17 protein-coding genes are annotated in these 18853 nt (G+C 60.2%); 6 read left to right on the forward strand and 11 right to left on the reverse strand.

Features of this window, described 5'->3' with window-relative positions; genetic code table 11:
- Positions 1-48 precede the first annotated feature (48 nt).
- Positions 49-621, forward strand: coding sequence for an outer membrane protein assembly factor BamE (locus tag C0V97_RS13020; protein WP_127103017.1), 573 nt, complete (start codon positions 49-51; stop codon positions 619-621).
- A 261-nt stretch (positions 622-882) separates the two neighbouring features.
- On the opposite strand, the gene C0V97_RS13025 is transcribed toward C0V97_RS13020, so the two are convergent.
- Genes C0V97_RS13025 through def form a run of 4 tightly spaced genes read right to left on the reverse strand, consistent with a single transcriptional unit; the run spans position 883 to position 3939 of the window.
- Positions 883-2229: an ATP-binding protein gene (locus tag C0V97_RS13025; protein WP_233582160.1), complete on the reverse strand. Its 1347-nt coding sequence runs from the start codon at positions 2227-2229 to the stop codon at positions 883-885.
- Between the two features lie 8 nt (positions 2230-2237).
- Positions 2238-2927 (reverse strand): response regulator, encoded by a 690-nt coding sequence (locus tag C0V97_RS13030; protein ID WP_127103018.1) that lies wholly within the window; start codon positions 2925-2927, stop codon positions 2238-2240.
- Positions 2924-3406 carry a MarR family winged helix-turn-helix transcriptional regulator gene (locus C0V97_RS13035; protein ID WP_127103019.1) on the reverse strand — a complete coding sequence of 161 codons (483 nt, stop codon included), beginning with the start codon at positions 3404-3406 and terminating at the stop codon, positions 2924-2926. The genes C0V97_RS13030 and C0V97_RS13035 overlap by 4 nt, the downstream gene beginning before the upstream one ends.
- A 2-nt stretch (positions 3407-3408) precedes the next feature.
- Positions 3409-3939, reverse strand: coding sequence for a peptide deformylase (gene def / locus C0V97_RS13040; RefSeq protein WP_127103020.1), 531 nt, complete (start codon positions 3937-3939; stop codon positions 3409-3411).
- Positions 3940-4160: 221 nt separating this feature from the next.
- Between def and rpsU the strand changes: the two genes are divergently transcribed.
- Positions 4161-4364, forward strand: coding sequence for a 30S ribosomal protein S21 (gene rpsU, locus C0V97_RS13045; protein WP_007283570.1), 204 nt, complete (start codon positions 4161-4163; stop codon positions 4362-4364).
- Positions 4365-4511: 147 nt separating this feature from the next.
- Here rpsU and C0V97_RS13050 read toward each other — a convergent pair whose 3' ends face one another.
- The 4 genes from C0V97_RS13050 to C0V97_RS13065 all read right to left on the reverse strand — a co-directional run bounded on the left by C0V97_RS13050 (position 4512) and on the right by C0V97_RS13065 (position 9982).
- A complete protein-coding gene (locus tag C0V97_RS13050; RefSeq protein WP_233582161.1) occupies positions 4512-6671 on the reverse strand; it encodes a prolyl oligopeptidase family protein in 2160 nt (719 codons plus the stop codon).
- A gap of 224 nt (positions 6672-6895) precedes the next feature.
- Positions 6896-8356 carry an ArnT family glycosyltransferase gene (locus tag C0V97_RS13055; protein ID WP_370265683.1) on the reverse strand — a complete coding sequence of 487 codons (1461 nt, stop codon included), beginning with the start codon at positions 8354-8356 and terminating at the stop codon, positions 6896-6898.
- Positions 8325-9416 carry a glycosyltransferase family 2 protein gene (locus tag C0V97_RS13060; RefSeq protein WP_127103021.1) on the reverse strand — a complete coding sequence of 364 codons (1092 nt, stop codon included), beginning with the start codon at positions 9414-9416 and terminating at the stop codon, positions 8325-8327. Before C0V97_RS13060 ends, C0V97_RS13055 begins: the two co-directional genes overlap by 32 nt.
- Complete coding sequence (locus tag C0V97_RS13065; protein WP_127103022.1) at positions 9413-9982, reverse strand: Lrp/AsnC family transcriptional regulator; 570 nt, start codon at positions 9980-9982, stop codon at positions 9413-9415. Before C0V97_RS13065 ends, C0V97_RS13060 begins: the two co-directional genes overlap by 4 nt.
- A gap of 152 nt (positions 9983-10134) precedes the next feature.
- Here C0V97_RS13065 and trxB point away from each other — a divergent pair, with 152 nt between their 5' ends.
- Together trxB and C0V97_RS13075 are read left to right on the forward strand one after the other, a co-directional pair.
- The gene (trxB, locus tag C0V97_RS13070) at positions 10135-11091 is read left to right on the forward strand and encodes a thioredoxin-disulfide reductase (protein WP_233582163.1); all 957 of its coding nucleotides are present in this window, start codon (positions 10135-10137) and stop codon (positions 11089-11091) included.
- 173 nt (positions 11092-11264) lie between these two features.
- Entirely contained in the window at positions 11265-12155 is an 891-nt protein-coding gene (locus C0V97_RS13075; RefSeq protein WP_127103024.1) for a LysR family transcriptional regulator, read from the forward strand.
- A gap of 27 nt (positions 12156-12182) precedes the next feature.
- On the opposite strand, the gene C0V97_RS13080 is transcribed toward C0V97_RS13075, so the two are convergent.
- The 3 genes from C0V97_RS13080 to C0V97_RS13090 form a co-directional block, all read right to left on the reverse strand.
- A complete protein-coding gene (locus C0V97_RS13080; RefSeq protein WP_127103025.1) occupies positions 12183-12479 on the reverse strand; it encodes an integration host factor subunit beta in 297 nt (98 codons plus the stop codon).
- Between the two features lie 70 nt (positions 12480-12549).
- Entirely contained in the window at positions 12550-13494 is a 945-nt protein-coding gene (gene sppA / locus C0V97_RS13085) for a signal peptide peptidase SppA (protein WP_127103026.1), read from the reverse strand.
- 87 nt (positions 13495-13581) lie between these two features.
- On the reverse strand, positions 13582-14073 hold the full coding sequence (locus C0V97_RS13090) for a MucR family transcriptional regulator (protein WP_127103027.1): 492 nt from the start codon (positions 14071-14073) through the stop codon (positions 13582-13584).
- 1344 nt (positions 14074-15417) lie between these two features.
- Here C0V97_RS13090 and C0V97_RS13095 point away from each other — a divergent pair.
- Both C0V97_RS13095 and guaD read left to right on the forward strand, forming a co-directional pair.
- The gene (locus C0V97_RS13095) at positions 15418-17523 is read left to right on the forward strand and encodes an FUSC family protein (protein ID WP_127103064.1); all 2106 of its coding nucleotides are present in this window, start codon (positions 15418-15420) and stop codon (positions 17521-17523) included.
- Entirely contained in the window at positions 17520-18845 is a 1326-nt protein-coding gene (gene guaD, locus C0V97_RS13100) for a guanine deaminase (RefSeq protein WP_127103028.1), read from the forward strand. Before C0V97_RS13095 ends, guaD begins: the two co-directional genes overlap by 4 nt.
- Positions 18846-18853 lie beyond the last annotated feature (8 nt).

The raw sequence follows: 18853 nt of genomic DNA on the forward strand, positions 1-18853 counted from the left end.
ACCATCTTACGAATCTGTTTCGATCACTGCAGGACGACATAGCCCGCCATGAAGAGCGCCTCCAAGAAGACCGCCCCGCGGCAGCAATCGCATGCGGGTTTTGCGCGCGCCCTGCTCTGCATCGCGCCGCTCGCTCTGGCCGGCTGTTCCGTTTTCAGCCCGATTCCCCAGAATCGCGGTTCGCTGATCGAGAAAGACGATTATTCCCAACTCGTGCCCGGAACCAGCACGCGCAATGACGTGACCGATCTGCTGGGCTCGCCCACGGCCCATGCCACGTTCGATGACAATACCTGGATCTACATCTCGATGGTGACCGTGCCGCAGCCACTCGGCTTCCCGCGGGTCACGAAGCAGAATGTCCTGGTGCTCGCCTTCGATAATGGCGGCGTTCTGCGTCGTATGGACACGCTGCATCGCAAGAATGGCTACAATGTCGGTATGGTCGGTGAAACCACCCCCACACCGGGCACCAAGATCAATGTCCTGCAGCAGCTGCTGGGCAATGTCGGTCGTTACAACCCGATGAGCAACATGGGCAGCACCTTTGGCGGCACGCAGGGGCCACTGGGCGCCGGTGTGGGCACGGGTCATGGCGGTACGGGCAACTCGGTTCCCTGATATCTCCAGGGGCCAGGAAACGGTCCTATGGCCATGTTTTTGGCATAACCCTTTTCGGACGGGCCCGGTCTCAGGATCGGGCCCGTTTCCGTTCCGGGCACACCAACTGCCGCCCAAGGGATGTTCACTAACGGTTACGTCCCAGCGCTGTGTCGAGGCGGAGGGAGTTCTTTAGCGTTCGCTGAGTGACAGAGGCGGTGACGTCTCGCTTTGGACGGGACTTCGATGGGTACGTAGTGCCGCTGTGCCCCGCTCTACGTTTCAGCGCGGCAGCTTGAGCATCACGCGCAGGCCGCCCAGCGGACTGTTACGCAAAACCACGCTGCCACCATGCGCGGCCATGATGTCACGGGCAATGGTCAGGCCGAGCCCGCTTCCCCCTTCAGGGCCGGAAGTGCTGCTGAAAGCGCGAAATACATCCTTGCGCCGTGACTGGGCGATACCGGGACCATCATCGTCAATGGTGATCTCGATCATGCGGCCGGTCTGACGCAGAGAAAATGTCATACGGCCTCCATGCCGGCGCGCATTCTCTGCCAGATTGATCAGGACGCGCCGCATGGCATCAGGACGGACCGGCACGATCAGACTCTGCTCGGCGTGAATGGCCAGCACCTCCCCTCCGGCTCGGGTCGTTGCCGCCGCCACATCGCGCAGTATGGCCAGCAAATCGGTGGGAACGGGATCTTCCTCGCCCTCCCCCCGTGCGAAGGAGAGATAGCTGCCGATCAGTCGTTCCATCTCAGCAATATCCGCCACCATGTCCTCGATATCAGGGCGCAGTTCCTGGGCCTCGATCGCTCCCTCCACAGGCATCATGGCCAGTGTCAGGCGCAGGCGGGTCAGTGGCGTGCGCAGGTCATGCGATACGCCCGCCAGAACGGCCGTACGCTGCGTCACGAAGCGGTTCACGCGCGCCTGCATGCGATTGAAGGCCAGGGCCGCCTTGCGGATCTCGAGTGCACCCTGAGGCTGGATCGGACCGTCATCACGTCCAAGCCCGAAATTTTCGGCCGCCTTGGCGAGACGACGCACCGCGCGCACCTGCCGCCCGACAAACAACCCGGCGACGATGAAAAGGAGAATGGCACTCCCAACCTCCCAGGCGACAAACAGCCAGATCGGCCCCACATCGAGGCGCTTGCGCGGCACGATCACATCCAGCACCCCGTCGCCCAACGGAATTTCCAGTCTCACGCTCTGACGTGTGGCGTTCCAGTCGATCTGACAGGGTGCATTGAAGATACGCTGCACCGCGCTCATCAGATCCTCGTCCATAGGACCGAGAACGAAAGGCATGCGGCGCGGCACGAATTTCTGTCCGGGATGGAAGGTGATGTCGAGCTGCATACGCCATCGCGCCTGCGCGATGATCCAGTCCTGTGACGTGGGCTGATGCTCGATCGAGTCCTTGATCAGGGCGAGATCGGCCACCACACTATCGGCAAGACGGCGCGAAACGACATTGAGATAATTCCCATAAAACAGCTGAAGCGCCACGATCTGCGTGATCAGGAGGGGCATCAGCACGATCAGCAGCGATCGCCCCTGAAAGGAGCGCGGGAGCAGCCTGCGTATCAGACGCTCCATCATCCGTGCGGCCTGCATGATGGAATTCAGCTCCCGGGCTTCAGCACATAGCCCTTGCCACGCACGGTCTGCAGAAAGCGGGGCTCTTTCTGATCGGGCTCGATCCTTCGGCGCAGACGGGTCACCTGCACATCGACGGCCCGCTCACCGATCTCATCCATGCCAAGCGCCTCGGCAATGGCCTCACGTGATAAAATTTCGCCAGGGGACCGTGTCAGCACGCCCAGAAGCGCCGCCTCACCGCTTGTCAGGTGCACGATCCCCTCCGGTCCCGTCAGGAGACCACGGCCCGTATCGAATTCCAGCTTCCCGAGCCTGAGGAGCCGCGGGGCCCCGGTGGGGCGAGGCACATGACGCCGCAGATGGCTCTGAAGCCTGAGCAGCAATTCGCGTGGTTCGAAGGGCTTGCCCAGATAATCATCCGCGCCCGATTCCAGCCCGATGATCCGATCCGCCGGTTCGCCACGGGCTGTGAGCAGGATGATGGGCCAGACTTGCCCCTTTTCGCGCAGCCAGCGCGTCAGGCTCAACCCATCCTCGCCCGGCATGGTGATGTCGGCCACCATCGCGTCGGGCTGGGTCACGGACAGGATCTTGCGCGCGGATTCGGCGTCCATCGCCGTGGTGATCCGGAAACCGTGCTCGGACAGGAAGCGCTGCAAAAGGCGCAACAAGCGCGCATCATCATCCACCACAAGCACATGCGGTTGAGTCATGGCGTCTCTCCCTCCCCCTGCAACGTTGCCAGCACACGTCTGAACCCTTCAACGGCCTGACCGCCCGCAGCCCTGTAGGCCGTCGTCATGCGATCGCGCAACGCGGCGAAAATCTCTTCTTCGATCGCCGCGCCCTGAGGCGTGAGGTGCAGATGCTTGAGCCTCTTGTCACGCTCATCGGGGCGCTGCTCCAGCAGGCCGCGCGCCATGAGGTCCTGCAGAACCCGGTTCAGGCTCTGCTTGGTGATGTTGAGACGCCTCAGCAGCGCGCTCATGGTCAGTCCTTGATGGGTCGAGACCAGAAACATCACACGATGATGGGCCGATCCCAGTTGCTGGTCGCGCTGAAACGGGTCGCAGAGCGCACTCAGTTCGCGCCACGCCAGCAGCATGGCCTCATAGGTCAGGCGTATCTGTTCTTCACGAAGATAGAGATGCGCCTGACCCGGCGCATCGCGCTGTACACGCAGGCCCGACATGCTCACCCCTCGCTGTCGCGCGGAATGGCGAATTCCTCAGCGTAGCCGAAGCTCGCGAAATCGGTCATGCGCATGGTGTAGAGAATACCTTCGAGATGGTCGTATTCATGCTGCAGGACATTGGCATGAAAGCCCCGCGCCTCGCCGCTGATCACCGTGCCGTCCAGGCCGAGCCCCTTGTAAGCCACGGCGGCATGACGTGGCACTACACCGCGCAGGAGCGGCAACGAGAGGCAGCCTTCCGTACACTCCATGACTGCATCGCCCAGAGGCGTGATTTCAGGATTGATCAGCACACGCGGCGGAATCGGCGCCTCGCCCGCCATACAGCGCGGCTCTGGCACGTGGTAAACGAACAAACGCAAGGATTTGTGAACCTGAGGCGCAGCCAACCCGGCCCCCCGCGAATCAAGCATCGTTTCGATCATATCGGAGACGAGCTGCCTTATGGTCAAAGAATGAACGTCTTCAACCGGTTGCGCCTTCTGGAGCAGTACCGGATGCCCCATACGCGCGATCTTCAGCAACGCCATTACCTGATCCAGTCCTTACCCTTGGGGAAAAGTTCCCGTGCTGGCCTGCATCGTGACATGAATAAATTTCGGGCGATACTGCTCAAACCGTTTGTGTCCCCTCGAAAACCTGTGCTAAGGCGGCGGCCTCTCTGGAACGCTCTGCCATCGGTATCGCGTTCCTGGCATCGCATTTACAAACAGACCATGATTTCCATGGTCGGACAGGAGATGGCAGACCCGTGCAGGTTCTGGTTCGTGACAACAATGTTGATCAGGCGCTCAAGGCGCTCAAGAAAAAGATGCAGCGCGAAGGCGTTTTCCGCGAGATGAAGCTGCGTCGCCACTTCGAGAAGCCCTCCGAGCGTCGCGCTCGCGAGGCCGCCGAAGCGGTTCGTCGTGCACGCAAGATGGAGCGCAAGCGCCTGGAGCGTGAAGGCTTCTGATCAGCCTGCCGAACCGGCAAACAGAACAACCGCCGTCTTCACGGCGGTTTTTTTGTGCCTGCAGGAGTCAGCTCTGATACTCCCAGACGTGAAATCCGGGTGAGAGGACACGCCCCCTCACCCTCTGGCATCTGAAGCGCGATGTCGTCAGTGTGTCATCGCAGCGTCCGGATCCATAAGGCTCTGCGACAGATAAACCGCTTCGAGCGCACGCTCATGGGCGATTTCGCGGGCATTAACCGTACCGGCATGGCCGCCCTCGGTATCCTCGTAATAATAGAAATCCTTGCCCAGTTCAGCGAGACGCGCGGCGAACAGACGTGCGTGAACCGGCTCGACACGATCATCCTTGGTCGAGGTGAAAATGAACGGCACGGGGTAGGTCCCATCCTTTTTCAGGTTCTGCAGGGGCGATATCTTCTGCAGAAACGCGCGTTCGGAAGGTATGGCCATATGGCCGTACTCGGCCGCCCATGAAGCGCCGGCTGCCATGGTCTCGAAATTTTCCATATCGAGCAGCGGCACCCCAATGATGACGGCCTTCCAGAGCTCGGGATGCTGGGTGAACTCGACCCCCATCAGCAGGCCGCCATTGGAGCGTCCCCGTATCCCCAGATGTTCCTTGTCGGCGATATGGCGCGTGGCAAGATCACGCCCGATGGCGGCGAAGTCATCATAGGCGTGCTGACGCCCCGATTTCATTCCCGCCTCATGCCATGCAGGACCGTACTCACCGCCTCCGCGTATATTACCCACAACGTAGACGCCGCCGCGTTCAAGCCAGGTCTTGCCGATATCAGCATAATAAGTCGGCAGATATGAGAGATCGAATCCGCCATAAGCCGTGAAGAGCACCGGGTTGTGGTCGTTCATCTTCCAGTCACGGCGGTGCGTGACGAAATAGGGGATATTAACGCCATCGCTCGACTTGACCCAGAACTGTTCGGTTCGCAACCCGTTGGCGTCGAACAGGGCGGGCGTCGTCTTCACCTTGAGCGCCTTCGCCGCAGCAGCGTCGAAACTCCAGAGCTCTGGCGGGACGATATAGCCCTCGACCTCGAGATAAGCGTGACTCGCGGAGGAGGAAGCGGATTGCAATGAGGCGGAGCTCATGCGGGGCAGGATGAAATAGGCCTCATGCCAGCTTCTATCCTTTCCGGTCGGGGTATAGAGCCGCAAGGATGGCTGCACATCCGTATATACGACAGCGATCACCCCCTTTGAGGTGACGCCGATATCCGTCGTTGTCTCGCTCGCTTTGGGTGTGAAAACAAGGGAGGGCGTCTTGCCTGAAGCGAATGGGTCGACCGCCACGATACTGCCGCGCACAAAATGCCTGCCGGCATTCCAGTCCTGATCGAGACGCAGGATCAGCTTGCCAGAATAGTATCCGAGGAAGCCGATCTTCTGAGGGAGGGCAATCTGCCTCAGCTTGCCGGTCTCCGGGTCATAGATCCGGTATTCACTCCGGAAGAAATCGAGATTGCGTTGGATGATCGCAATCTTGCGTCCGGCCTCATCATGCAGCACCTGAGGCTCGACGATCATATCGCCCTCCTCGCCTCGGAAAATCTCCTTCGCCGCAGCGAGAGGCTGGCCGCGTTTGACCAGCCTCACGCTGAAAGGATAGCCAGAGCGCGTCAGGCTGCCCTCCCCCCAGTCGCGTGAAACCAGCAAGGTATCCAGATCGAGCCAGGCCACGCGCTGCTTGGAGCGCGGCAAATCGAAGCCGTCGGTGACGAAGCTGTTCGTGGTCGTGTCGAACTCACGATAAAACGCCGCATCCTCGCCGGAGAGAGACAAGGCGACGAGGCAACGCTTCGCCTCGGGCTCAAGGCAATCGGCTCCCTGAAACACCCAATCGCGCTTTTCCTGCTTCGAGAGCGCATCAAGATCGATGGCGGTCTTCCAGTCCGGTGCAGACTGAGCGAAGGAGGCGTCAGTCGTGACACGCCAGATTCCCTTGGGATGCGCGGCATCCTGCCAGAAATTCCACAAGCGCCCACCCGCCTGATCCGGCAGTGGCAGGCGGCCTGGTGCCTGTTCGACGCTCAGCACGTCATCGTAGAATTTCTGATAGCGCTTGTCGGCTTGCAGGACATTGGCACTGCGGCTGTTCTGCGCCCTCACCCAATCGAGGGCCTGCTGTCCCTCGACCTGTTCGAGCACCGCACGAGGTGGCACGGCCGGGGCTGCCACTGACGGCCCTGGAGCAGCCAGCGCAGTCACGGGCATCATGAACGGGACCGTAACGACCGGAAGTGACGAGCAAACGAGCGATGTCATCGCCAATAATAAGCGCCTCATGGCGTGTCCCTCCGTTGGATGATCTCGCGAGCCTAGAGCACGCACTGACTAAGGGGAACCAGCCCGGCTTACGGAAATTGTCCAACAACGACGGCATGAGGCGCGCTACCGCGCGCCTGGATACTGATGCGACACTACTGTAACCGGCGTGGTGCGGAGCATGGCCTGCTGTACGCGCTTTCTTTGCCATGCAAGGGCTCAATCAGGCGGCGCTCCTGCCGCTTTCAGGGGAGCCGGTACAGGGTGACGTGGGCGGGTAGACTGAGCGTAATCAGCCTGTAGCAGATCATCGGTTCCCCCCTCAGCATCCGGCAGAGATGTCTTGTGACCTCCCCGCCCAGCCACGAGCTCGGGAGATCAGGCTTCTCACTCTCCCGAAGCAGCAGCATCGCCGGGCCTGGAGACTGTTGAGACCGATCCAGATACGCCCAGCGTCGATCGTAGCTGAATACCGGATGCGCGGGGTCCTGATAGGTCATGATCGCAGCCAGCGCATAATCTCCCACCACGAGGGCGCGGCCCGGCGGCAGGGCGTCGCGTACGCGCGCTGTCAACCCCGACCAGTCAGCTGCCTGGCGGGCAATCACGTCGTGATGGGCCGAAAGCCTGAGTGGGGAGAAAATACCTTGAAGCGTCACGAGCGCGGTCAGAGTCAGACCAAGCGCGCATGCCACGGCAATGCTGCGCGCTGTTGCAGCGGCAGCCAGAGCAGCCGCGGGATAGAGCACCACCGGCCAATTGGCCTGAACCCGCCCCCCGAAGGCATGCTGAACAAACACGATGACCGGCACGAGGCAGAGACAGGCCAGCAGCCGGGGGACACTCTCCATACGCGCGCGCCGCACACACCAGATGACCCCGAGACAAAAGAGCAGGAAAACTAGCGGCGTCGCGAGGCCGATCTGCCCCCCGGCGAGCTCGCCGAGAAAATTGAGCGCCCGGAGAGGGTGCCAATCCCCTGTTCTCCCCCCTTGCTTAAGGAAACTCGCCCAATGATGAGTCGCGTTCCAAAACACCACAGGCAGAATTGCCGCAAGGCCCACCACCACGCCCGCCAACACGCTACCCCACTGCCTCCTGATGCCTGGGGTGAAGAGTGCCCACAGGCCGCAGCCGAAAGCAGGCAGAACGGCCGTGTATTTACTGTCGAAGGCGAGGCCGAAAAATAGACCGATTGCCCCCCACCAGAGTCCTCGTCCGGTGACGTGAAGCCGCCCCAGAGCCCAGAGGGCCAGCGTCAGGAAAAAGACGAGAGGCGTATCAGGCGTGGCTGTTGCCGCGCCAAGTCCCAGCATCAACGTCGCATTGAGCAGCAACGCCGCACGATAACCGGCGGCCCGACTTCCGAGCAGGTCGCGACCGGCGCGAACCAGCACGGCGGACCCCAGAAAAGCCGAGACCGGACCAAGCAACCTGATACCCAAAGCATTCTGACCGCATAGATAGGTGCCTATGCGAATCCATGCAGCGATCATGGGCGGATGATCGAGATAGCCGGGCTGAAGATGCTGGGACCAGGTCCAGTAATACGCTTCATCAGGCGTGACGCCGAGCCGCGCGGCAAGAACCAGACGCAGCAGGGTTAGTACGGCCAGAAGCGCCCAGAACAAGCGTGTGGCGGCGCTTCCCTCAACCCGCCAGAAGGAGAACGTATCAGCGCCAGACGAGTGTTGAAGCAATCGCATAATTCCATACCACACCAATCACGGCTCCCGCCGCACTGGCATGACTCCAATGGCCGTGAGTATCGTAAAGGAGCTGCGCGACACCGATGTTACCAATCGCTCCGATCGCTGCGCCAACCACAAAGATACATAATCCGGGCAGCCAGCGTTTGCCGCGCAGCGGACGATCCAGATAGGTGATGCGGTTGTTGAGCTGGAAATTGGCGAGTATGGCGCAGGCCGTTCCGATAATCTGCCCGGTCGCAAAATCGGCGCCTGCGAAACGCGCCAATTCCGAAACCACAAGATTGACCGCAATGCCAATCAGGCCAACCGCTGCGAAGATGATGAAGCGCGTGGGCAGCCAGCCCCCACAACCACGCTCGATGAGCATGCCCAGAAACTGCACCATCACCAGCGGGCTGAGCTTGCTCTCACCCGCAACGCGCGGGCGAAACACGAATGGCACTTCGATCAAGCGTGTGTCGCGGGGCACGGACAACACTACCTCGAGCAGGATCTTGAACCCGGTCCCGGTCAGTCGGGGAACCGCCTGTTCGAACCGGGCACGGCGCATGGCAAAAAAGCCGCTCATCGGGTCAGAAAGCGGCATTGGCAGGATCGATTGTGCCAGCTTGATCCCGGCTTGGGAGAGCATATGACGCCATTGATTGGCGAGACCGCTGCTATCCCCCCCTTCGACATGGCGGCTGGCCACGGCGATATCAGCCCGATCCTCAAGCAGCGGCATGACCAGATCACGCAGGATACCCTCGTCATGCTGCAAATCGCCGTCCATGACAGCAATGACTGGCGCAGTGGAGGACAGGGCCCCTTCGATCACGGCCGAAGAAAGGCCGCGACGCCCCACACGCCGGATCAAACGAACGCGTGAATCGTGCTGGGCAGCCTGTTCGACAGCACGCGAGGTGCCATCTGGGGAATCGTCATCGACGAAAACAATTTCCCAGCGTAGCGACCCGAGCGCGCGGCGTACTGCCTCGATCAGAGGGCGTACGTTATCTGCTTCGTTGTAACAGGGAATGACGAGTGTCAGATCCGCGGGAAGCGGGAGGCTCATACGGGAACACCGGCCCTGTTCAGACTGGTGCGTATGGTCTGCAATGTCTGCACCCGCACGACATGATCCAGATCGGTCAGGCGTTTGGTCAGGTAATTCTGATGGGCTGCATCACGGGCAACAAGACGTACGAGAAAATCGCCGCCGCCACGGATCATGTGGCACTCGCGCACTTCTGCCCAGTCGGCAACTTCAGCCTCGAAGGCCTCGAGCACGCTGCCTTTCTGGCTTTCCAGCCCGATCAGGGCGAAAAAGGTGAGTGACCAGCCCAGGCGTGAGGCGTCGACATCGGCATGATAGCCCTCAATGACCCCGATCTCCTCCAGCCTTCTCACACGGCGCAGACAGGGCGGCGCGGAGATTCCGGTCCGGCGGGCCAGCTCGACATTGGTCATGCGGCCGTCGCGCTGCAATTCAGCGACGATCTGCCGGTCGATCGAGTCCAGATCGACGATCCCGCCACCCGTCTGACCTGAGGATGATGCGGAAGAGGAACTCCCCAGAGGCGAATCGCCTCTCGACGCATGATGATGGGGAATATGGTCGTCTGGGTCGTGGTCAGTCATCGTCACCGTGGGGTCGGTCAAAACTAGTCGGTTGGCAGGCGCGCTGCATCACCTATATCTGCATCCTGAACCAAGAGCCATGTCTCTTCACACTTGTCATGTCATATCGGTCCGACGCTAGCGGCTTCGGACCCCGATCGAGGACCCAATCAGTGACCCAGAGTTTCAAGACCGATCTGCTCGTCATCGGTGCCGGGCCTGCGGGCTACACAGCCGCCATCTATGCGGCGCGTGCCAATCTCAAGCCGATTCTCGTGGCGGGGCTTCAGCCGGGTGGACAACTGACGATCACCACCGATGTCGAGAATTATCCGGGATTTGCAGAGCCCGTTCAGGGTCCGTGGCTGGTCGAGCAGATGCGCCTTCAGGCCGAGCATGTCGGCACCGAGATGCATTATGACCTGATCACGGAATGCCGCCTCGATCAGAAGACCGACGATGGGTATTTCACTCTGACTGCGGATTCGGGCGCACGATATTTCGCGCGGACCGTCGTGATCGCCACGGGCGCCCAGGCGAAATGGCTTGGCCTTCCCTCCGAGGCCCGCCTGCAGAGCGGCGGCGTTTCGGCCTGTGCCACGTGCGACGGGTTCTTCTATCGCGGGAAGAAGGTTGCCGTGATTGGCGGCGGGAATACGGCGGTGGAAGAGGCACTGTACCTGACCCACCATGCCGACCATGTCACGCTTATCCATCGACGGGACACACTGCGTGCCGAGCGCATCCTGCAGGATCGTCTTTTCGCCAATCCAAAGATCACCGTCTTGTGGAACCATGCGGTTGAGGAAATCCTGGGTGCGGGCAAGCCGGAAACCGTCTGTGGCGTTCGACTGCGCGACACGCAGTCAGGGGCGGAGCAGGAACTGGCTGTAGACGGCGTCTTCGTGGCCATTGGCCACAGCCCCAACACGGCACCGTTTCGCGACACCATTGCCTGTGATCCCGAGGGCTATATCATCACCGTACCAGGAAGCACTCAGACCTCCGTGCCGGGCGTATTCGCGGCAGGCGACGTGCAGGACAAGAAATTCAGACAGGCTATTACCGCGGCTGGCACCGGTTGTATGGCAGCGCTCGAGGCCGAGCATCTACTGGCTGGACTTTCCTGAGTCAAAGATCGTTATTTCTGCGTAAGATCCCCCGCATAAAATGACTTGGCAGCGCCGTGGAATGCTGCCAAGTCAGAGTGATCAAGATTGCATGACCGCATGGAACAGCGCAGGATACCGATCATGCGATGCCCCATTTTCGCGCGGTCGAAGACGAGCTCTAGGAAAGCCGCATGGACTGGGACAAACTGCGAATCTTCCATGCCGTTGCCGAGGCGGGGTCGTTTACCCATGCCGGAGATCGACTCAATCTGAGCCAGTCCGCCGTTTCCCGACAGATTTCCGCGCTGGAAGAAACACTAAATGTGCCGCTCTTCCACCGTCATGCACGCGGTCTCATCCTGACCGAGCAGGGTGAGACACTCAACCATACGGTGCGGGAAGTCTTCTCGAAGCTGTCGCTGACCCAAGCCTATCTGAGCGAGAGCAAGGTCAAGGCGAAGGGCGAGCTCAAAATCACCACGACTTCAGGTTTCGGTCTCGGATGGCTGGCGCCGAGGCTACAGCGCTTCCTCGCACTCCATCCGGATATCGAGGTCAGCCTGATCATGGAGGATACGGATCTCGATCTCGGCATGAGAGAGGCCGACGTCGCCATCCGCATGCATCCGCCCAGGCAGGCCGATCTGATCCAGCGTCACCTCGCTAATTTTCCGATGCCCATTTATTCCAGCCAGGCCTATCTGGACCAGCATGGGATGCCCTTGAGCATTGCCGATCTGGCACAGCACCACCTGGTTGGATTTGCCGGACTTTCCCCGCCATTACCAGATGCCTTCTGGCTGCTGGATCTGGTGCGTCGCCAGACACATGGCTCACTGCGCAACAAGCTCGAGATCAACAGCTTTCCAGCGATAGCGACCGCTATTGCGCATGGTGCGGGCATAGGCTCACTCCCCACCTATCTCGCACAGGCGCATCCAGAGTTGGTGCGTATCCTGCCCCATGAGCCCGTGCCGACCGTCGAAGCCTTCTTCGTCTATCCGGAGGAGCTCAAGATGTCCAAGCGCATCACCGTCCTGCGCGATTTCCTGCTGAGCGAGATTCACCCGACCAAGCCCTGAGACGACCCTCAGGGTCAAAGCTGTGCATCAGGCGCTCTTGCGGCCCTGGTGATTCACGCGCTCGCGCAACTCCTTGCCCGCCTTGAAGAACGGTATCGTCTTCTCACCGACGGAAACGGTCGTACCTGTCCTGGGGTTACGACCCTGACGCGCATCACGCCGCTTCACCACAAAAGCACCGAAACCGCGTATCTCCACCCGATCACCTCTGGCAAGCGCTGAGGAGATTTCCGACAGAATGGTGTGGACGATCAGTTCGATATCGCGGGCGCTCAGATGAGGATGCGCTGCCGACAATTCGGCGATAAGTTCTGATTTGGTCATGATAAACTCTGTACGCTCGCGAAATCTGTAGGCAGGGCGATTCCGGCCCGCCCGTATCGGATCGGGACGGTTACCGTGGCAAAATCGCGACCGCACCGTCAAGTTTCTGATAGGCTGTGATCTGTTCAATCGCCTCGGTCACGCCGGACCAGTCTCCGCCGAATTTGTGATAGACGCGTTCCCAGAAGAATTTATCCGACTTGCGCAGAGGCAGCTCACGCACCGGGAGGTCCTTGCCGTTGGCAATCTGGGTCTTGAGCCACTGCGTCGCCTGCTCCTCATTGCCGATCTGATCGATCAGATGCAGTGGTACCGCCTGACGACCGGTATAGGGTCGGCCATCGGCCAGCTGGCGAATCTCGTCTACGGAACGATGGCGCCCTTTCGAAACCATTGTGACGAACTGATCGAACAGATCATCGACGATTCCTTGTAACATCACCCGTCCCTCCGGCTTCAGCGCCACGAAAGGCTGAGACTGATCCTTCATGGGGCCGGAGGTGATGGTGTCCGTTGTGACACCGATACGACCAAGCAGGGCCGATGCATCCGGGCGCACCATGATAACCCCAATTGAGCCCGTGATGGTGGAAGGATAGGCAAAAATGCGCTGGGCAGGAACTGCAATCATGTAGCCTGCCGACGCCGCGACGCCCTGCATCGAGACCGCAACAGGCTTGCGCGCGGCAAAAGCAGCGATAGCGTCATGAATGGCGACCCCGCCTGTCACACCGCCACCCGGGCTATCGATGACCAGAAGCAGACCCTGGATATGAGGATCCCTCCCGGCCCGGGCGATGGCATCAAGCTGCGGCTTCACCCGATCGCTGATGATTCCCTTGATTTCGAACCGTGCGATCGCATCCGCAGGCGGACCGGCGTGGCGCGGGGCGAACAGAACCCCGCAGGTCACGATCAGCGCTGCGATTGCAATGCCACGCCAAAGCAGAAGACGGCGGCGCTGCTGCGCGTAGACCAGGCGCAAATCACCCTGCGGCTCGAGATTCTCTGCCATGACCCGATTCAGCTCCTGCAAATAAAAAAGGCAACTCATCACAGGATGAGTTGCCTTTTCTGTCTCGTCTACAGGTTAAAAGCGTGATTACGCCTTTTTTGCCCGACCGCGGCGGGCGGGACGCTCTTCACCCTCGGCGGATTCTTCGGTGGTTGCGCGAGGCGCGCTGTCAGCACTGGCGTTGATCTTGCGACCCAAGCCGATTTCGCGAGCAAGATGCGAACGACGCTCTGCATAGTTGGGAGCCACGAGCGGGTAGTCGCTCGGAAGACCCCAGCGCTCACGATACTGCTCCGGCGTCATGCCGTAAGCGCTCTGCAGGTGGCGCTTCAGCATCTTCAGCTTCTTACCGTCTTCAAGGCAGACGATGTAGTCCGGGAAAACCGAACGCTTGATCGGCACGGCAGGCTGGGGACGCTCGGGCTCCGGCTCGGCCTGACCTGCGCCCTGAAGCGCATTGTATACTTGCTTGATCATGCCGGGCAGGTCTTCGCCCGTCATCGGGTTATTGGCAACGTGAGAGGAAACGATCTGGGCGGTCAGTTCGAGAAGGGCCACATTGGTTTCAGATTCTGACATTTATTTTCTCTTTGTTGAAGTTTAACTCTTTTAACTGGCTCTTTTATACCATCACTTTTGTGAGGTAAATAGGTTTAACGTTTTCTTCCATTGTTTTGACAATCTGACTCGTTTGTCGTTAAAGACCTCTCGAATTCACGACTTTTTGCCCTTTCCAGCAAGAATTTAATGCCTCTACCGGATGAAGACCTGTGTAATTTTCAGAACACCTCGTCAAAACCCGTGAAAATACAATAGTTATCGATTGTAAAATTTCTACTAAATCGCGCTGCGCACGAGTTGATTTTCTCTCCATGTCGTCAGATTACAAAATTTTTCCCGGCGCTATAGATTAGCCTCACGATTTCCTTTTGAAAACATCCGATATCGGCCCCCTACGTCGTGGTGTTCGTTGATAGCGGCAAGACCTCATTCCCCCAGCCCTCTCTGTAACCGGTTTGGTAACAATTGTTCCGACTCGGTTATCACGGGTTTTCATGATCGGGTCCTGGCGAGGATCATAGCCGCTCTTTATGGCTACATTGTTGATTGGATCGATTTCATTGAGTGAACAGACCTTTAACAGAAGCTTTCTTTATAACTACCGATCCGCCGCAGCGTGGTTGAAATCAGCAATAGCGGCATCAACCTTGTCTCCCCGGTCAGAATTTGCGTGAAATTCCTCCAAAATGCCCCCTCTCAGGGCGCGGCCCAACGCCGCTGAACATGTGCGAGGAAGTATTGATACGCCGCCATTTCTGTATCTGGCCGCCCTCCCCGGGTTCGCTATCGTCATCTCAGATTACTTGGAGTTCCATGACCATGCTTCACCCAGGGAGCATGCCTCGCGCGAAGACGGCGCCCCAGGAAACTTGACGCCCAATTCCGTTCAGCCGGACGGAGCTCGATATGAGAATCAGCGCGATGCGCGCCCGGCGCCTCACCTAACCAGGAGGCGACACCCCGCATGCTATCGCGCGCGCGTCCTTGCAAGGATCGCCCCTGACGCCCTCCCTGAGACAGCCTGTGAAGATGACCGTGCATGACGATGCGGCGACTGAGCTTGAGCGGCGACGTTGGCCCGGCTCTGTCGACCCCATGCTTTCGCTTCACCCCAACGCGCTCTGATCTGGCGTTTGGCTACAGCACAAGGCGCCTTCATATCCGACCGAAGGCCTGGCCTTACTGAATGTTAAGTTCGCACAGTGGCCTGGGCGCTTTTCTTGCAGTAGCCCGACTGCCATCATACTCGGCCCCGGCTCTTTTCGGCCTTCTGCAACGGTGTAAATCCCGCTCGTGCCCGTCTGGCGTTCCCTCTCCCATCTGTTCAGCCTACCACTCCAGCCTGCCGGACGCCTCGCGTTCATGCCGCGTCGGGAGAAATGGGCGTGGCTTTATGCTCCGTCGCCCCAGGCGGTCGAATTTGCGCTGCGCAATACAATTGCGGCGCTGCTCGCTCTCGGCATCGCCATGTGGATGGAACTCGACAGTCCGATCTGGGCCACCATGACGGTATGGGCGGTCGCCCAGGGGACGCGTGGAGAGAGCCTTTCCAAGGCACGCTGGCGTATCGTGGGCACCGTGATTGGCGCCGTCGCTGCCATCGGGCTGTTCACAGTCTTTCCGCAGCAGCCTCTGCTCTTTTTCCTGACCCTGGCGCTCTGGATGGGGCTTTGCGCCGGCATCGCCACGTTCGTCAGTAATTTCAGGTCCTATGCCCTCGTACTCTCCGGCTATACCTGCGCCATCATCGCAATGGGCGCGGTCTATGACCCGGAGAACGTGTTCATGATCGCGGTCTCACGCTCGACCTATATCGCCCTGGGCGTGCTCTGCGAGGCTGGGATGGGGCTCGTCTTCGCCACCAGTCAGGAACGTCACGCCAGACAGGCCGTGCGCAACAAGCTGCAGACCGCGCTCTCTCTGGTGTCGCTTTCGATCGCCGATATCCTGTCGGACGCAGCGACAACGCCGCGCAAGGCGCGCGAGCTTTTCGCCACCATTCTGCGTCTGAACAGCGAGATCGAATTCGCCGAGATCGAAATGGGTCCTCATGGACACGAGGGCGATCACGCCCGCGCCGCGCTGGCGGCCGTGTCCATTCTCCTTTCACGCGGTTTTGGCATGGCGGCACGACTGGCCGCGCTTGCCCACAGCCATGGCAGTTTTCGCGAGACGTCCCACCATGCCCAGATCTTTCTGCGCAGTCTCGAGTCGCGCCTGACTGGGCGTGAGCCCATACAGTCGATTCTGGGTGAGTTGCATCTGCTCATCGAGGAATGCCGGATCCATGCAGCCCCCTTCGTCCGATCCGATCAGGAGCCGGTTGTCGAGCTTGGTCCGGTCGATGAACGCGTGCTGCATGTGGCGCTGGGCGAATTGCTGAATGACCTGGAAATCGCAATCATCGAATATGACGCCAGCACCCATCTGATCCCGGGCGACCGCTTCCATTTCAAGCTTCAGTCCCACCACGACCCGCGCAACGCGATCAATAACGGTCTGCGCGTGATGGCCGCCGTCTTGTTCACAGCCCTGGTCTGGGAGGTCACGGCCTGGCCCAACGGAACAGGCTTCATCTCGATGACAGCGCTGATCTGCGGGCTCTTCGCCACGCAGGAAAATCCGGTTCTCGGAACGACCACCTTCCTCAAGGGAACGCTCTGGTCCGTGGTGGCCGGAGGTATCCTGACCTTCATCTTCGTCCCGAAATTCGACACCTATGAGATGTTCATCATGGCCTTTGGACCGGCCATGTTCATAGGCGGCCTCGCGCGGGTCAACGCCGCCACAGCGGGTGCAGCCGCGGCCTACGGGCTGCTCATGCCCAGTATGGTGGGCGTACAGAACCATCACCGTCTTGATGAGATCGCTTTCTATAACGGCGCAATGGCCACAGTCATGGCCGCCTCAGCCGCCGTGCTGGTGTTTCACACCTTCCTGCCATTCAACCCCCAATCGGAGCGCCTGAGATTGCGCCGTCAGATGCTGGACGAGTTGCGCGCGCTGTGCCACCTGCGCAAGGCACCCGAAACGCGCCAGTGGATCGGTCGCAATATCGACCGTTTTGCGCGCCTGATACGCCATGCTGGCCCGTCTCCCCTGCCCATCGTCGAGAGCTATCTGCAGGGCACGCTTGCAGTGATGACGATCGGGCTCAACGCCATCCGACTCCGCACATTGCTTGATCGCGAGCACCTGCCCGTTACGGCGCGTCGTCCCATCGAATTGCTGCTGGACCGCATGGAATATACCCGTGACAGACATGACCGACCCGCCCGCATCGCCGCAGCAGCCGTACGCCGGCTACGCGCACTCGATCGCACCGAGACGGATCTGGTCACGCGACTTGAGCTCATCCGTGGCATCTCCTATCTGGTGGTGATCCGCGATGAACTCGTCGCCAATGCGGCCTTCCTCGACGAAACCCATAAATTCACCAGCCATACAGTTCTGGAAACGCTGCGATGACGCGCATTCTGCCCTCTCTTGCCCTGCGCGGCACCACCTTGCGCTTCGTAGGCAACCCGTTCGAGATGCCCCCTGAGGAGGCCCTCAGGGCCGAACCAGGCAGCGTGGTCGTGATCGAGAAAGGGCGCATCGCCGCTATCGGCGCCTGGGAGACGCTGCGCAGGACGTTACCTCCCGACATGACGGTCATCGATCACGGCGCCTGCCTGATCGGACCGGGATTCATCGACGCCCATGTGCATTATCCGCAATTCGGTGTCATCGCCTCCTATGGCGAACAATTGCTTTCCTGGCTCGAACGCTACGTTTTCCCCGAGGAGCACCGGTTTGCCGAGCCCGCCTATGCCCACCGGGTGGCCTCGATGTTCCTGGATACGCTGCTGACCCAAGGCACCACGACAGCCGCCGTCTATTGCACGGTCCATCCGGAATCGGTCGAGGCGTTCTTCACCGAGTCCCGGTCGCGCAATACACGCATGATCGCGGGGAAGGTGCTGATGGACCGCAACGCACCGGATTATCTGCGCGACACGGCTCGGAGCGGGTACGACCAGTCCCACGCGTTGATCGAGAAATGGCATGGCAAGGGCCGCGCCCACTACGCCGTCACCCCACGTTTTGCTCCTACCAGCACGGAGGAACAGCTTGAACTGGCAGGCGCCCTGCTCGACACCGCACCCGATCTCTTCATGCAGACGCATCTTCTCGAGACTGTGCAGGAGGAGCTCTGGGTGCGTGCGCTCTTTCCCCATAGGCGCAGCTATCTGGACGTGTACGACAAGGCAGGACTCGTCCGCCCCAGAAGTATATTTGGCCACGCTGTCCACGTGACCGAGCAGGATCTCACCCGCTGCGCCCATTCAGGGTGCACGCTCGCCCATTGCCCCACTTCGAATGCCTTTCTTGGCAGCGGAGCCTTTCGTCTTCTGGATGCCGTCAAGCGCGATCGACCCGTTCATGTCGCCCTTGGCACGGATATTGGCGGTGGCAACAGCCTTTCGATGCTGCGCGTCATGAACGACGCGTACACGGCGGCACAGGCACATGGAACCAGCCTGCATCCGGTTCAATCCTACTGGCTCGCGACGACGGGCGCCGCCAGAGCCCTCGGGCTCGATGCGCTGATCGGCCAGCTCGAGCCGGGTATCGAGGCGGATCTCTGCGTGCTCGATCCCATGGCAACCCCGATCCTGCGTCAGCGCAGTGAGCGGGCCGAGAACGCCTCGGATCTTCTCTTCGCGCTTTCGATGCTCGGTGATGACCGGGCGATCGCCGCAACCTATGTCATGGGCGAGCGTCACAGATCCGTCTCCGCAGGCTGATTTCTCTC

It is taken from the genome of Asaia sp. W19, assembly GCF_003994335.1.
Lineage (GTDB): Bacteria > Pseudomonadota > Alphaproteobacteria > Acetobacterales > Acetobacteraceae > Asaia.

Excerpts from the sequence above, each read along its gene's own strand:
- C0V97_RS13020 (WP_127103017.1), top strand. The coding sequence starts at position 49 with ATGAAGAGCGCCTCCAAGAAGACCGCCCCGCGGCAGCAATCGCATGCG.
- C0V97_RS13025 (WP_233582160.1), bottom strand. The coding sequence starts at position 2,229 with ATGCAGGCCGCACGGATGATGGAGCGTCTGATACGCAGGCTGCTCCCG.
- C0V97_RS13030 (WP_127103018.1), bottom strand. The coding sequence starts at position 2,927 with ATGACTCAACCGCATGTGCTTGTGGTGGATGATGATGCGCGCTTGTTG.
- C0V97_RS13035 (WP_127103019.1), bottom strand. The coding sequence starts at position 3,406 with ATGTCGGGCCTGCGTGTACAGCGCGATGCGCCGGGTCAGGCGCATCTC.
- def (WP_127103020.1), bottom strand. The coding sequence starts at position 3,939 with ATGGCGTTGCTGAAGATCGCGCGTATGGGGCATCCGGTACTGCTCCAG.
- C0V97_RS13050 (WP_233582161.1), bottom strand. The coding sequence starts at position 6,671 with ATGAGGCGCTTATTATTGGCGATGACATCGCTCGTTTGCTCGTCACTT.
- C0V97_RS13055 (WP_370265683.1), bottom strand. The coding sequence starts at position 8,356 with ATGCGATTGCTTCAACACTCGTCTGGCGCTGATACGTTCTCCTTCTGG.
- C0V97_RS13060 (WP_127103021.1), bottom strand. The coding sequence starts at position 9,416 with ATGAGCCTCCCGCTTCCCGCGGATCTGACACTCGTCATTCCCTGTTAC.
- C0V97_RS13065 (WP_127103022.1), bottom strand. The coding sequence starts at position 9,982 with ATGACTGACCACGACCCAGACGACCATATTCCCCATCATCATGCGTCG.
- C0V97_RS13075 (WP_127103024.1), top strand. The coding sequence starts at position 11,265 with ATGGACTGGGACAAACTGCGAATCTTCCATGCCGTTGCCGAGGCGGGG.
- C0V97_RS13080 (WP_127103025.1), bottom strand. The coding sequence starts at position 12,479 with ATGACCAAATCAGAACTTATCGCCGAATTGTCGGCAGCGCATCCTCAT.
- sppA (WP_127103026.1), bottom strand. The coding sequence starts at position 13,494 with ATGGCAGAGAATCTCGAGCCGCAGGGTGATTTGCGCCTGGTCTACGCG.
- C0V97_RS13090 (WP_127103027.1), bottom strand. The coding sequence starts at position 14,073 with ATGTCAGAATCTGAAACCAATGTGGCCCTTCTCGAACTGACCGCCCAG.
- C0V97_RS13095 (WP_127103064.1), top strand. The coding sequence starts at position 15,418 with ATGCCGCGTCGGGAGAAATGGGCGTGGCTTTATGCTCCGTCGCCCCAG.
- guaD (WP_127103028.1), top strand. The coding sequence starts at position 17,520 with ATGACGCGCATTCTGCCCTCTCTTGCCCTGCGCGGCACCACCTTGCGC.